Origin of the sequence: Rhodococcoides trifolii, assembly GCF_014635345.1 — a bacterium.
Lineage (GTDB): Bacteria > Actinomycetota > Actinomycetes > Mycobacteriales > Mycobacteriaceae > Rhodococcoides > Rhodococcoides trifolii.
Genome location: NZ_BMCU01000001.1, coordinates 325,666 through 338,891, shown reverse-complemented (window position 1 = coordinate 338,891; position 13,226 = coordinate 325,666). Strand labels below are relative to the sequence as shown.

The 13,226-nt window shown below is 65.8% G+C and carries 14 protein-coding genes; 6 read left to right on the top strand and 8 right to left on the bottom strand.

Going from position 1 to position 13,226, the window contains the following annotated elements; translation table 11 throughout:
- Positions 1 to 11: 11 nt before the first annotated feature.
- The 4 genes from IEW02_RS01595 to IEW02_RS01580 form a co-directional block, all read right to left on the bottom strand.
- Complete coding sequence (locus IEW02_RS01595) at positions 12 to 326, bottom strand: MSMEG_0570 family nitrogen starvation response protein (protein ID WP_188542959.1); 315 nt, start codon at positions 324 to 326, stop codon at positions 12 to 14.
- 90 nt (positions 327 to 416) lie between these two features.
- Complete coding sequence (locus tag IEW02_RS01590) at positions 417 to 1,820, bottom strand: MSMEG_0567/sll0787 family protein (protein WP_188542958.1); 1,404 nt, start codon at positions 1,818 to 1,820, stop codon at positions 417 to 419.
- Positions 1,821 to 2,876 (bottom strand): MSMEG_0568 family radical SAM protein, encoded by a 1,056-nt coding sequence (locus IEW02_RS01585; RefSeq protein ID WP_188542957.1) that lies wholly within the window; start codon positions 2,874 to 2,876, stop codon positions 1,821 to 1,823.
- A gap of 9 nt (positions 2,877 to 2,885) precedes the next feature.
- Positions 2,886 to 3,431 carry an MSMEG_0572/Sll0783 family nitrogen starvation response protein gene (locus IEW02_RS01580; protein ID WP_371829899.1) on the bottom strand — a complete coding sequence of 182 codons (546 nt, stop codon included), beginning with the start codon at positions 3,429 to 3,431 and terminating at the stop codon, positions 2,886 to 2,888.
- Between the two features lie 141 nt (positions 3,432 to 3,572).
- Between IEW02_RS01580 and IEW02_RS01575 the strand changes: the two genes are divergently transcribed.
- Together IEW02_RS01575 and IEW02_RS01570 are read left to right on the top strand one after the other, a co-directional pair.
- A complete protein-coding gene (locus IEW02_RS01575; RefSeq protein ID WP_188542956.1) occupies positions 3,573 to 3,953 on the top strand; it encodes a hypothetical protein in 381 nt (126 codons plus the stop codon).
- Complete coding sequence (locus IEW02_RS01570) at positions 3,946 to 4,356, top strand: hypothetical protein (protein ID WP_188542955.1); 411 nt, start codon at positions 3,946 to 3,948, stop codon at positions 4,354 to 4,356. Before IEW02_RS01575 ends, IEW02_RS01570 begins: the two co-directional genes overlap by 8 nt.
- Here IEW02_RS01570 and IEW02_RS01565 read toward each other — a convergent pair.
- Positions 4,353 to 4,781 (bottom strand): type II toxin-antitoxin system Rv0910 family toxin, encoded by a 429-nt coding sequence (locus IEW02_RS01565; protein ID WP_188542954.1) that lies wholly within the window; start codon positions 4,779 to 4,781, stop codon positions 4,353 to 4,355. The two genes, IEW02_RS01570 and IEW02_RS01565, sit on opposite strands and share 4 nt — an antisense overlap.
- Before the next feature lie 72 nt (positions 4,782 to 4,853).
- Between IEW02_RS01565 and IEW02_RS01560 the strand changes: the two genes are divergently transcribed.
- Together IEW02_RS01560 and IEW02_RS01555 are read left to right on the top strand one after the other, a co-directional pair.
- Positions 4,854 to 7,121: an ATP-dependent DNA ligase gene (locus IEW02_RS01560; protein ID WP_188542953.1), complete on the top strand. Its 2,268-nt coding sequence runs from the start codon at positions 4,854 to 4,856 to the stop codon at positions 7,119 to 7,121.
- A gap of 194 nt (positions 7,122 to 7,315) precedes the next feature.
- Complete coding sequence (locus tag IEW02_RS01555; protein ID WP_371829915.1) at positions 7,316 to 8,542, top strand: lipase family protein; 1,227 nt, start codon at positions 7,316 to 7,318, stop codon at positions 8,540 to 8,542.
- Between the two features lie 90 nt (positions 8,543 to 8,632).
- On the opposite strand, the gene IEW02_RS01550 is transcribed toward IEW02_RS01555, so the two are convergent.
- Positions 8,633 to 9,988 carry a neutral zinc metallopeptidase gene (locus tag IEW02_RS01550; protein ID WP_188542951.1) on the bottom strand — a complete coding sequence of 452 codons (1,356 nt, stop codon included), beginning with the start codon at positions 9,986 to 9,988 and terminating at the stop codon, positions 8,633 to 8,635.
- A 135-nt stretch (positions 9,989 to 10,123) separates the two neighbouring features.
- Here IEW02_RS01550 and lpqN point away from each other — a divergent pair, with 135 nt between their 5' ends.
- Positions 10,124 to 10,864 carry an envelope biogenesis lipoprotein LpqN gene (lpqN, locus tag IEW02_RS01545; protein ID WP_188542950.1) on the top strand — a complete coding sequence of 247 codons (741 nt, stop codon included), beginning with the start codon at positions 10,124 to 10,126 and terminating at the stop codon, positions 10,862 to 10,864.
- A 25-nt stretch (positions 10,865 to 10,889) separates the two neighbouring features.
- Here the strand turns inward: lpqN and IEW02_RS01540 are convergent, their stop codons facing one another.
- Positions 10,890 to 12,383: an AfsR/SARP family transcriptional regulator gene (locus IEW02_RS01540; protein WP_188542949.1), complete on the bottom strand. Its 1,494-nt coding sequence runs from the start codon at positions 12,381 to 12,383 to the stop codon at positions 10,890 to 10,892.
- Positions 12,384 to 12,496: 113 nt separating this feature from the next.
- On the opposite strand from IEW02_RS01540, the gene IEW02_RS01535 reads away from it, so the two are divergent.
- Positions 12,497 to 12,814 (top strand): hypothetical protein, encoded by a 318-nt coding sequence (locus tag IEW02_RS01535; RefSeq protein WP_188542948.1) that lies wholly within the window; start codon positions 12,497 to 12,499, stop codon positions 12,812 to 12,814.
- On the opposite strand, the gene IEW02_RS01530 is transcribed toward IEW02_RS01535, so the two are convergent.
- The gene (locus IEW02_RS01530; RefSeq protein WP_188542947.1) at positions 12,786 to 13,223 is read right to left on the bottom strand and encodes a hypothetical protein; all 438 of its coding nucleotides are present in this window, start codon (positions 13,221 to 13,223) and stop codon (positions 12,786 to 12,788) included. The two genes, IEW02_RS01535 and IEW02_RS01530, sit on opposite strands and share 29 nt — an antisense overlap.
- Positions 13,224 to 13,226: the final 3 nt, after the last annotated feature.

The window sequence follows — 13,226 nt, the reverse complement described above, 5'->3', positions numbered from 1 at the left end:
AGCGTGTCGGGTTATTGCCGGCTCGATCTCTCTCGTTCGACCACGTCGGTACCGGTCATCGCAAGGATCTCGACCGAACCCGAATCGAATCCTGCTGCGGCATCGATGATTTCCTCCAATGTGGCCGCGGCGGAGGTGCAGGCGAATCCGTACCTGGCGCGCACCCGATCGCTGGCCTCGGTGAGGGCGGACCGGCTGCGGTCGACGAACTCCGGCACCGCGTACCGAGAGCCGGCGGTCAGGTGATCGTGCATCACCAGGGACGGTGAGTAGTAGCGCGGGGTGGTGCCGTCCGGCCACCGCACGGTGAACGTCATCTCGGGCACAGAATCGTCCTCTCGCTTCGCTCGTTCGTACCTCGACCGGCCTCCGGCCTTCCCGCTCGTTCGTACCTCGACCGGCCTCCGGCCTGCCCGTCATGCCTCTCCGAGTCCCGTGACACCCGCACGCACCGCGCGGGTGACCACGCCGTCGGGCCACTTCAGCGTGACCCCGGGCTCGGCCGTCAGGCGCCCGCACGCTGCCGACGTCGCGGGACCGGCGTCCGGAAGCTGCCGATCCTGTGCGTCCGTGGTGATCATGGCGAAGCCCGGGAAGCACGTGATCCATTCGCCCACAGCGACTCCCGCGGGACGCGGTATGTCCGCGACGCTGATCTCGGCGCCGGTTCCGCTTGCTTCGGCGAGCATGCCCGTCGTGCCGACGAAGCCGGCCATGCTGACGTCCTTCGCTGCCGTGGGCTGCGCCCGCGCGACGAACGAGGCCATCGACGCCAGCTCGGCCGAGGTGCGGCGTGACGTCGAATCCCACTGCTGCCCATGGTATCCGGGCCGCCAAGAACCGTCGATGTCCGCGGTCAGCCACACCCGGTCCCCGACGGTTCCGCCTCCGGCCCGTACCGGCGCGTCGGTGCGGCCGAGTGCGGTGACGGACAACGACGAGGGCACACCCGCCTGGGTGTGACCGCCGAGAACGGGGACTCCCCAGGCTTCGCTCGCCCTGGCGAGTCCGCGCACGATGCGGGTCAACTGCGACGTGGTCGGCGCCCCGACGGCGTCCAACATCCCGACGGCCGTGGCGCCCATCGCGGACAGGTCGTTCAGATTGACCAGCACCGCGCACCACCCTGCCCACTCCGGGTCTCGTTCGACCATCGACGGGACGATGGCGTCGCACGCGGCGATGATGTCGCTTCCCGGCACAGGGACGCCGTCGTCTCCTCGAAAGCCTCTCGTTCCCAGTCCCAGTGGCTGCGATCGCAGCGGCGCCAGGACGTCCGAGAGCAACGCCTTGGTGGCGCCGACGAGTTTTTCGATCCGGTCGATGGGCCATCTCATCGCAACGTGCGGAGTTCCCCCGACGACGGCGTCCCCGGTGCGTTGCCACCCCAGCGCCGAGAACATGCGCTCGTACCGTGTCTGCACCGTCGCCTCGAACCTGAGCACGCCGCGGGTTTCGGCGTAGGCGCAGGCAGCGCGCACGAGCGCGGGACCGACCCCGTGCGATCGCCCCTCGGTCGCGACGACGAGTCGGCTTCCCGCCCACCACCCGAGATCGTCGGATGTGCACGGCGCCAGCCGAACTCCGCCGAGGACCGTACCGTCGTCCGCGGTGGCGACGAGCACGACCAGGCGCGGGTCGTCGTCGACGTCGTCCCGATCCGAGCCCGCGAAGAGGCCCTGTTCGGAGACGAACGCGTCGTGCCGGAGCAGGCGGTAGTCGGCAAGCTCACCGGTGCGCTCGGTCGGATGGATGAGGAACGGCGGAGCATCGACGTCGGAGCGATGCCCGGTGAGAATGGACAGGTCGGTGCGCAACACTCAGCCCCCCGCGTTCTGCAGCACGCTGCACGCACCGCATGCTGCGCATCCGGCCTTCTGATCGGCGCCTCGCATGCCCGCCGTCTCCAGCTCCTTCGCCACCCGGCGCGTGACGTCCTCGAGCACGTCCGCCCGCGGGGGTACGGCGCCGTCGACGTCGACGGCGAGGGTTCCGGCGTGCGGCCGAAACGGCACCACGAACGGGTACACACCCATCTCGATGAGGTCCCTGGCGCCCTCGACCAGTTCGTCAGGGTCCTCACCGAGCCCGACCAGCAGATAGGTCGAGACCTGGTTGCGGCCGAAGACGCGGACGGCTTCGGCCCACGCGGCGCGATACTCGGCCATCGTCACCGATGCCTTGCCCGGCATCCACTTCCGGCGCACGTCGTCGTCGAGCGATTCGACGTGAATGCCGATCGATGCCGCGCCGGCCTCGAACAGCTCGGTGATGGTGGACAGGTCGCCCGGCGGTTCGCACTGCACTTGGATGGGCAGGTCGGGGACCGCCGCACGCACGGCTCGGACGCACCGCGCCAGGTGCGTCGCGCCTCGATCCTTGGCGGCCGACGTGCCGGTGGTCATCACCATGTGCGTCACACCGTCGAGCCGGAACGCGGCCTCCGCCACTTCGGCGAGTTGCGCCGGCTTCTTCACCGCCACCGTGGCTCCGGCCCGCAGAGACTCCTCGATCGAGCAGAAGCGGCAGCGCTGCGATTCGTCGTACCGGATGCACGTCTGGACCACCGTGGTGGCAAGTACGTTGCGGCCGTGCAGCTTTGCGATCTTCTCGTACGACACGCCGTCGCTCGTGTGCAGGTCGTAGAACTTCGGCCGGTCGATGGCCGCGATGTCCAGACCCGTGTCCTCGCCGTCGAAGAGAACACGGTTGCCGTCGAGAACGTAGGGACTCAACGGGTTTCGGGGTACGGCGGCACCGATGCCGTCGATGGTCAGGTGCCCGTCGTCGCTGGGCCCGGCGCCGCCCGTTCTGTTGACCGGTGGCGTTCCTCGTACTCCGAGCAACGCCAGGTCCACACGCGTGGTGACAGACACTTCTCGGCCTTAGAGGTTGTAGGTCGAGTTGATGATCGCGCCCTTGCGCGCGTAATGGATCAGCGCGTCCTGCACGTCCAGGGGATGCGAGGGAATGACACCCTCGATCAGGTCTTCTTCACGCCCGCCGTGCAGGGACAGACCGAAACGGCAGCAGAAGACCGTGCCCCCCTCGGCGATGAACGTCGCGAGAGAATCGTTGATGTTCTGTTCGCCCGGAAAGGCCGAATCGCCCGTTGTCGGAAAACCGCGAGTGGCAAGGCAATTGATAGCGCCCGGCCCGTAGAAGTACATTGCCGACTCGAACCCCTTGCGCAGCGCACGAGTCGCCTGCAGTACGGCAACGAAGCTGACCGACGACTCGTGGGCGATTCCGTGTACGAGCGTGAAGTACGACTCACCGTTCTCGGCCTTGTAGTCCGGGAAGATCTTGGTGCTGCCGTAGATGTTCGATCCCTTCGGAAGCGAGGGATGGGGGATCTCGGCGAGCGAAGTCTTGATATTCTCGGCAATGGTCTGGTCGATCTCGGACACGAGTTCCTCCTGCTGGTTCACTGGTTCTCCCCGGTCGCCTCGCTTCCGGTGTGCACCAAGTACATGCGGAGTCGATGACCGAATGGTCACCACCGGAACAATGCCGCGTTTCGTAAACCTCACCGCCGTAACGTCCCGGCAACACCCGATAGGCTGGAACCGATGTTCACCCCCGTCACCGTCGCGCTCTACGCACTCACCCTCGTCGCAGCGGTGTGGGCGCTGGTCAAGCTGGTCGGGAACAAGCCCTTCCTGTTGAAGACGGCATCCGATCAGTGGCTGTTCCGACTGATCGTCGTCATCGAAATCGTGGTGGTGGCGCAAGCCGTCATCGGGTTCGCCGCGATGTTCGCCGGCGACCGCGACATCCACCGACTGACCTTCAGCGCGTACCTCGTCGGCCTGTTGTTCATCGTCCCCGTCGGGACCTGGTGGGCGCTCGGCGACCGCAGCCGCGGCGGAACCGGAGTCCTGATCGTGGCGAACCTGACTCTCGCGGCGATGGTGCTGCGCCTGACGAACATCTGGGACGGATATGCCTGATCTGAAGGAAACCACCCGATCCGGCCCCGGCCGCATCCTCATCGCCGTCTACGCGATCTTCTCGCTCGCCGCCGTGTCGCGGTCTGCCGTGCAGATCGGGACCCAGTTCTCCGTCGCGCCCGTCGCGTACCTGCTGTCGGCGTTCGCCGCGGTGGTCTACATCGTCGGCACGGTGTGCCTGGCCACGGCGTCCGTCGTCTCGCGCAAGGTGGCGACGGTGTCGTGCATCGTCGAGCTCGTCGGAGTCATCGCCGTCAGCATCGCCAGCTACGTCGTGCCGCAGGAATTCCCCGACGCGACGGTGTGGTCGCACTTCGGATCCGGGTACGTCTTCATCCCGGTGGTACTGCCGATCGCCGCGCTCTGGTGGCTGCGCAAGACGGACCCCGGCCGGCCCGGCTAACCCAGTTTGGCGAGGTTCGTCACCGACCGCTTCACGTCACCCTCGAGCACCTTGGCGACGACCGACCCGACCGGGCCCGAGAGAAGGCCACCGTGGAAGTCCGCGGCGAGGGAGAAACGTGAACCGCTCTCGTGCTCGCCCACCTTCATGTCGAGGCTGATCCTGATGCCGCCCTTGCCTTTTCCGAGAAGCGAGATTTCGTGCGGCTTGTCGTACTGGGTGATGGTCCACGAGATGATGTTGCGGAAACCCTTGACCTTGATCAGCGAATCGACCTGAGTGCCTTCGCTCAATGTGGTCGGAATCTCACTGCGCCAGCCACCGAATATCGTCATCCACTCACCGAACGACGCCAGATCCGCGGCACGGGCCCACGCCTCGTCCGGAGTCATGGTCGAGTCGACCGTCACGTTCACGCCAGCCACAAAAGGTCCTCTCGAATGATGATTACCGTCGACAATACCCAGAGCCCCGAAACGGCCATCTAGGCTGACTCCATGGCGACGCGAGAGCACGCTGGTCGAAAAATCGCGGTGACCAACCTCGACAAGGTGCTGTACCCGGAGACCGGGACCACCAAGGGGGAGGTCATCGACTACTACACGGCCATCGCACCCGCCATGCTTCCGCACCTCGCAGGCCGGCCGGTGACCCGCAAGAGGTGGCCCAACGGCGTCGAGCAGGGAGCGTTCTTCGAGAAGAACCTGGCGGCGTCCGCGCCGGACTGGCTCGACCGCCGCCGAATCCAGCACTCGGACCGCGTCGTGGTCTACCCGGTGTTCCACTCCGTCGCCGAACTCGCGTGGCTCGGTCAACAGGCCGCACTCGAAGCGCATGTGCCGCAATGGCGTTTCGACGGTGACGTCCCCGGCAAGGCCACCCGCGTGGTGTTCGACCTCGACCCCGGTGAGGACGTCGACCTCGATCAGTGCGCCGAGGTGGCCCTTGCCGTGCGGGACATGATCGTCGGCATCGGACTGACCGCCTACCCGGTCACCAGTGGCAGCAAGGGTATCCACCTCTACGTTCCGTTGGACAAACAGCTCACCACGTCCGGGGCGTCGACCATCGCCAAACGTGTTGCGACACTCCTGGAAACCACGATGCCCGATCTCGTCACCTCGTCGATGGCGAAGGTGGAACGACCGGGGAAGATCTTCCTCGACTGGAGCCAGAACAACGGAAACAAGACCACGATCGCTCCGTACTCCATGCGTGGGCGAGCACACCCGACCGTCGCAGCGCCTCGGACGTGGGAGGAGATCGAGTCCGGCGGACTGACTCAACTGACCTTCACCGACGTGCTCGACAGGTTCGCACGCGACGGCGATCTCCTGGCGGAACTCGACGCCGACGTCGAGTCGACCAACGGTGATCTTCTCGGACCGTATCGCGGAAAGCGAAGCAGCACAAAAACTCCCGAACCTGTTCCGACGTCACCGTCGACCCCGAACGCGGAACCTGTCTTCGTCATCCAGGAACACCACGCGAGGCGCCTGCACTACGACTTCCGCTTGGAGCGAGACGGCGTGCTGGTCTCGTGGGCGGTACCGAAGAACTTGCCCACCGAGGTCGAGTCCAACCGGTTGGCCGTGCACACCGAGGATCACCCACTCGAATACGCGACGTTCGAGGGCACCATCCCGCGCGGGGAGTACGGCGGGGGCTCGGTCACGGTGTGGGATCACGGCACATACGAGACCGAGAAGTGGCGAGACGACGAAGTGATCGTGCGGCTCAGTGGCAGTCGCGCCCGCGGGCGCTACGCGCTCATCCGTACCAAAGGTGACCAATGGCTCGCGCACCTGATGAAAGAACAAGCGCCGGAGAAGAACCCGTCGACCCCGAAGTCACTGCGCCCCATGCTCGCCACCGCGGGCGAAGCGGCCGGGCTCTCGGAACGGGAGTGGGTCTTCGAGGGCAAGTGGGACGGGGTCCGTGTCGTTGCCACCGTGACCGGCGGAGAACTCCGAATGGAGAGCCGCACCGGACAGGACCTGACCGAGCGATACGCCGGTATCGCGCCCCTGGCCCGCGAACTCGGTGAACACGACGCGGTGCTCGACGGTGAAGCCGTCGTTTGGAACACCGGTGGTGTTACCAGTTTCGGGCTCCTCCAGGACGCACGCCCGAAGGACGTCCGTTTCATCGCCTTCGACCTTCTGTACCTCGACGGCACCGACCTGACGGGAAAGAAGTTCACGGACCGTCGGACATTGCTGGAACTTCTGGCCGAAACGACGCCGTCGATCGTGGTCTCGACCATTCTTCCCGGTACCGCCGACGCCGCCCTCGCCGAAAGCGAACGACGCGGATGGGAAGGGATTGTCGCCAAACGAAAGGATTCGACCTACGAGATCGGACGACGAAGCAAGTCGTGGATAAAGGTCAAGAATTGGCGGACCCAGGAAGTCGTGATCGGCGGGTGGCGAGCCGGCAAGGGCGCTCGCGGAGGCGGCATCGGATCGCTCCTGCTCGGCATCCCGGAACCTGACGGCCTGCGGTACATCGGACGCGTCGGCACCGGCTTCACCGAGAAGCAACTCACCGAGATCCGGGCGCTGCTCTCACCCACCGTCACCGACGAGAGCCCGTTCGCCTCACCCCTTCCGACCGCCGACCGCCGGGACGCGACGTGGGTGCAGCCGCAGTATGTCGGTGAAGTTCGTTTCTTCGAATGGACAGACGGTGGTTCGCTACGGCATCCGAGCTGGCGCGGTCTGCGGCCGGACAAAACGCCGGAGTCGGTCGTCATCGAGAACTGAGGGTCCGATCGTTACAGAATCAGGAAGATCACCGACACTCGAGTGAATGTCACAGCGTTCTCTCGGTTCGGTTGCCTGACATCGGAACGCTGGATACGGTTTCCTCTCAGGATCGGGGGATTCCTGTTTTATCGACATTCGAGCAAGACCCGTTCGAATTGCATCCGGCGAGGGCCGGCCGTGTGAGACGACGGATGATGAAGGCGGGAACAGTGCGGTTTTTGAAGAAAGCGTCGGTCGCGTTGATAGCGGCGTCGCTCATGGCCTTGTCCGTACCGGCTACGGCAGGAGCGTCCGCAGTCCCGGTCGCCCCGCTTCCGGATCCCTTCTACTCGGCGCCCGCGGACATCGCGAACTTCGCGCCGGGTGACGTCGTGCGCAGTCGGCCCATGCCGAACCCGCCGAACTTCTTCGGCGTCACCACGTGGCAGTTGGCGTTCCGCTCGACCAATTCTCTCGGCAATCCGATCGTCGCGGTCACCACGGTCTTCGCGCCGATCGGCAAAGCGCCCGACGGTCCGCTGCTCTCGTACCAGCAGATCGTGAACGCCCTCGGACTGAAGTGCGCACCGTCGCAGGCGCTGTACTCCACCGATCCCGACGTCGTCATTCGTGATGCGGCAGCGCTGAACGCGGTGTTCACCCGCGGTTGGACCGTCGCAATGCCCGACCACCTCGGGCCCAACAGCGCGTACGGTGCCGCCAAACTCGGCGGCACCATCGTCCTCGACGGAATCCGCGCCGCGCAGCGCTTCGATCCGCTCCAGGTCCGCAACAGCCCCGTCGCCATCGCCGGATACTCCGGTGGCGGCATGGCCAGCGCGTGGGCTGCGGCTCTCGCGCCGTCGTACGCACCCGAGCTGAACATCGTCGGCAGTGCTCAGGGCGGTGTCCCGATGAACCTGCTCAAGATGGCGATGATGCTCGGCGCCGACAACCCGCATCCGGTCTTCGGTCTGGCGCTGGCTGCGGCCATCGGTTTCGGCCGGGAGTACCCGCAGCAGATGCCGGTCAGCGAGAATCTGACGCCGTTCGGCACTCAGCTGATGAACGAGATGGCGAACTCCTGCACCAACGACATTCTCCGGATCGGCACCAATCACAGCGCCAACGAGCTGACGAACAACAAGTCGATCTTCGACGACGTCGAAGGCCGCGCGGTCGTCCTCGAGAACAGCCTCGAAACGTACGCCGGCGTTCCCAAGGCGCCGATCTTCGATTGGCACAGCCCGACAGACGCTCTCATCCCGGTCGACTCCGTGGACAACACCCTGAACCGGTACTGCGCGGCCGGCGCCAAGGTGCAGCGGCTGCTGACACCCAGTCCGGATCACCTGTCCGCGGCCGTGATCGGTCTGCCCGTCGCACTCAACTGGTTGCAGGACCGCTTCAACGGAGTGCCGGCACCGTCGAACTGCTGACACTTCCGTTCTGACTCAGGGGCACTTTCAGTCGATCCATCGACGAGAGGGTGCCCCTGAGTCATGTTCCGTCGGGTCGTCAGCGCCCGACTAACAGGCCTGCGCTCCGTCGATCACTCCCGACCTGAACGCATCGACCCGCTCGAACCCGCTTCCCTGCCGGTCCACGTCGCCCGATCCGCGGAAGAGCAGGAGTGCAGACAGTGCCTCGTCCAGATCGCCGGGAGAGAGCGAGTAGCCACTCGTCGGACGGTTCTGAAGCAGGACGCTCGCCGTCCAACCGCCGGCGAAGCAGTCGGCCTTCAGCGACTGTGACTTCTCGTCACCGGTGTCACCTTCACGCGCCTCGGCCGCGAGACCGTACTGCGTGGCAATGAGCGACGCGACCGCGAAATCACCACCCTGGTCGTAGAACTGCGGCATGGCGCCCGCCGCGTCGAAACCGACGTAGTCGTCGGGGACGCAGTAGAACAGCGAGTAGTCCGTCGTCGACGACCCGCCGCAGGTAGGAGCGTCGTCCGGGTCGAACCCGATGACACCGTTCTCGAGGGGAGTCCATGGCTCCCCGTCGTGCAGTTCGGGCCACAGCGCTGCCCAGTAGTCTTCCAAGTCCTTTGGGACACCGTCGTAGATCTGTTGCAGCGGTGCGTTTCCGGCACGGTCCGCGTCCTCCTGCGTGGTGAACGGGAGTTCCAGAACCGCGGGGGTTCCGTCGGCGTACGACGTGCAACTCTCCGCACCGCCGCCGAACCCGGTCTGGAAGGACGTCACTCGATCGAAGCCACTGCCGTGCGCAGACGGATCCTCCGACGAGCTGCCCGGTGTGTCGCGCAGGGAGAGAAAGCCGGCGAGTGCGAGATCGAGGTCCGCGTCGCTCAGGTCGAAACTGGTGTTGCCGCTGTGCATGCGCTGCGCGAACGCACCGGCGAAACAGTCGGCCTGAATCTCGCGAGTCACGGTCATCCCGTCGAAGTTCGACCGTGCTTGCACAGCGTGCCCCCACTCGTGGGCCAGAACCAGCGGAATGACGTCGTCACCGAACTTGCTCTGCAGTTCGGGGAACAGTCCTTCGGAGTCCCAGGCGACGTTGTCGGCGTCGGCGCAGTAGAACGCGTTGCCGGAGACGTCGTCCGGTGACGATGCACAAGGCGGAAGGTCTCCCGAGGACGGCACCACCGCGTAGAAGCCGCCACCGACAGGCGTGTAGTCGCCGGAGTAGATCTGCGGGTACTCCTCGGCCCAATACGATTGCAGGTCCGCAATGGCCGCGATCGCGATCTTGTTCACGTCGGTGGATGCATCGCCCACGATCTCGACGCCGTCCGACGGGGCCCCGCTCGTCGCGCTCGCCGACCCGGTCGTGGTGTCGACTCCCGAGCACCCAGCCAACACGGCCATCGCTGCTGCCGCCGCCGCAAGAGTTCGCAGTCCTCTGATCCGTCTCATACGTGGGGACGCTAACGGCGCGGATTGGAACGACATTGGAGACGGCCCGAACGGCGATCCAATGCAATTCCAATTCTCGGTTCCTACGCTCCGGCTACACCATTGTCGGGTCGTTCGAGAGAAAGAACACTGAAGATGAAGAGTTCGAACGTGCGCACCGTCGTGTGCGCATCCGTGATCGCCACCGCTGCAGCCTTCGGCGTCGGGGCGTGCGGTTCGAGCGACAGCTCGACTGCCACCGCAACGTCCACGACCGCCGCGGTGTCCAGCTCCACCACCACGTCCGCAGCCGCGTCCTCCACCGCCAAGAACAAGCTGGCCCCGACGCCCGAGGCCGACGTCGCGGGCCCGAATTACACGATCGCCGACTACATCGCCGAGGCGGGAATCGTCGAAACCCCCATCCACATGGGTGATCCCGGCGCTCCGGTCATCGACCTTCCGTTCCCCGACGGGTGGGAGAACGCCGGCGACTCGACCCCCGACTACGCCTACGGAGCCATCGTCTACAACGGACCGGAAACCGACGAGGCGCAGTATCAGCCGAGCATCATCGCGCTGGTGTCCAAGCTCGACGGCAACGTGGACCCGCAAAAGCTCATCGACGCCGCCGGCGGCGAACTGCAGAACCTTCCGGGTTACGTGGAGGTCAGCCCCGGCGAAACGTCCACTCTCGGTGGGTTTCCCGCGTATCACATCGCCGGTACCTACACCCAGGACGGAATGAGCCTGCTCTCGGCGCAGGAGACCGTGGTGATCCCGGCCGCCGACGGAATGTACGTCATGCAGATCAACATCGACGGTGCGGAATCGCAGCAGGATCTACTCATCGCGGCAGTGCAGACCATCGATCAGCAGACGACCATCACCGTCTGAGACTCGAATACCGATCGCGCCGAGGTCAATTGGCCTCGGCGCGGTCGTCGTCGACGAACGGGGACCCGTTGTCGCTGAGTCCCAGCCGCACCGCGTCGCGGACATGCAGCGGGTTACCGCCGGTCCGCGCGAGAATTCGGGCGACGACGTCAGGCGAGGGTGTGATGCCGCCGAGGTGCTGGACGAGGGCGGCCACTGCGTCGCCGTCGAGACCGGTCAGCGGCAACACCGCGATATCGCCCTCGTGCGGCGCGGAACCGCCGAGCGTTCGTCGTCGCGGCAGATCGGGACTCCCGTCGAGCCAGGTCGTCACCACGACCAACGGCGCGCCGGCGATCCACTTCTCCACGTGGGCGAGGACCTCGTTGCTACCGGCATCGGCGAGGTGGAAGTCATCGAGGACGATCACGGTGGGCGTCGACCCGATCGCGGCACGTAAGGACACCGCCGTGGCGTACGGGGAAAGTGGGTCCGGCGCGTCTGAATCTTCGACCCCTAGCCGTCGAAGAACGCGAGTCCAATCCCACAACACCGGTTTTCGGTCATCGACGGACAGCGACGACCACGCTGTGGCGAATCCTGCAGCCTGTGCGTCGGCCGAGATCTCGGAGGCCAGAGCCGTTTTCCCGAGCCCTCCGGCACCGGTGATCACGACGATTCGGCCGCGACCGGCGCGCGCGTCTCGCAGGGAGCGGTGCAGAATCTCCAGTTCGTCGTCACGCCCGAAGACGCTGCGGTGCGTAGTCTTCGGGGGCTTCGACCGTCGACCACGAACGTCGTCGTGGGTGCGAACCAACTCCTCCCCCGGCTCGATACCGAGTTCGGTTGCGAGAGTGGAGCGGGCGCGGTCGAAGGCGATCAAGGCGTCGGCCCGCCGGCCGCTCCGATGCAAAGCGAGCATCAACCGCACCCACAACGTCTCGCGCAACGGGTCGACCCGGAGGCGGGACTCGAGCTCCGAGATCACGGATGAGCCGACACCCCGACTCAACTGCGCGTCCACCCGAACTTCGAAGGTGTCCGCGTACAGCTGCTCGAGCCGCTGTGCCTCGTCGTAGGCGAAGGAGTGGTCGCGGAAGTCCACGAGAGGCGTTCCGCGCCAGAGTCGCAGGGCGTCGGACGCTGCCCGTTCGGCCGTGACGGCATCGCGGGCGACCCAGGAGTCACGGGCCGTCGCACAGAACCGATCGAAGAGGTCGATGTCGACGGTGTCGGGAATCGCTGCGTCCGAACCGAGATTCAGGCGGTACCCGTCGGCCGAGGTGATCACTCGGTGCCGGTGGGATTCGCCGGGGGTGTCGAGTATTCGACGCAGGTTCGCAACATAGGCACGCACGGACGCCATCGCTTTGGGCGGAGGCGCAGCGTCCCAGACGTCGTCGACGATTCTGTCGAACTCGACCACCCGATCACGGGCAAGCAGCAGCACGGCGAGTACCGCGCGTTGTTTGCGTCCCCCGAGATCGAGCACCGTGCCCCGGTGCCGAGCTTCCATCGATCCGATCAGTGCGTAGTCCAATCGACCCCTCGTTCTGGACCCGACGTCTGTCGGTTATTGGTACACCATTCGCCAGGTCCGGGCACGGCGAAAGTCCAACGTGGATCCAATCCACCGGTCGTACCGTTCGATCCGTGACCGAAGAACCAGTGCCGCCCGCCCGGTCCACGAACCCCGGTTCCTGGCGTGAATTCCGCGACGACGTCGGTGCGGCGCATCCCCGAATGCTGCTCGCCCTCGGCGACGGCTACCCGGTGGTGATCAAGCAACTGATCCAGGGGTTCTTCCTACTGGTGTGGCCGTTCTGGGCAGTGGCCGTGATCGTCGTGTCGATCGGGTATCACTTCGTTCTGTTTCCGATTCTGTACGTGCTGTTCTGGCCCGTGCGGGTTGTCTTCAAGGACAGGAAACCGATCGACAGCGCTATCGAGCCTGATACGCCCACGCAGTGAGCGACTGCGCCACAACGTCTTCGGCGAGGGCGCCCGCCAACGCAGGCGCTTTCGTCGACGCCCACGCGCGGTAGCGGGAACCGCCCCACGAGCCGGCCAGCGATCCCGCAGCCCCCAGGACGGCCGCCTGAACTCGGTCGGTGCCGTCTCGGCGAGCGAGCGCGTAGGCACCCGCTCCCCCCGCTGCGATGCGACCACCGAGTCCGGGAAATTCCATGCGGGACGGGGTCGACGGCAGCTTGTCGACGACGGCCTCGCCGAGTACGGCGACCGCCGCAACTCCGCCCGCCACCTGCTCGCGGTCCGTTCCCGCGTACCGCGCCACCGCATAGGTCGCGATTCCCATCGAGCTGCGGAGCCCGCTCGCGAACCCGATTGCGTACGACACGACTGCCGGTGAGATCGTCATGGG

Bases quoted from the DNA above. Each gene is read 5' to 3' on its own strand.
- IEW02_RS01575 (WP_188542956.1), top strand. From the start codon at position 3,573: ATGTTCACCCCCGTCACCGTCGCGCTCTACGCACTCACCCTCGTCGCA.
- lpqN (WP_188542950.1), top strand. From the start codon at position 10,124: ATGAAGAGTTCGAACGTGCGCACCGTCGTGTGCGCATCCGTGATCGCC.
- IEW02_RS01560 (WP_188542953.1), top strand. From the start codon at position 4,854: ATGGCGACGCGAGAGCACGCTGGTCGAAAAATCGCGGTGACCAACCTC.
- IEW02_RS01570 (WP_188542955.1), top strand. From the start codon at position 3,946: ATGCCTGATCTGAAGGAAACCACCCGATCCGGCCCCGGCCGCATCCTC.
- IEW02_RS01530 (WP_188542947.1), bottom strand. From the start codon at position 13,223: ATGACGATCTCACCGGCAGTCGTGTCGTACGCAATCGGGTTCGCGAGC.
- IEW02_RS01555 (WP_371829915.1), top strand. From the start codon at position 7,316: ATGATGAAGGCGGGAACAGTGCGGTTTTTGAAGAAAGCGTCGGTCGCG.
- IEW02_RS01550 (WP_188542951.1), bottom strand. From the start codon at position 9,988: ATGAGACGGATCAGAGGACTGCGAACTCTTGCGGCGGCGGCAGCAGCG.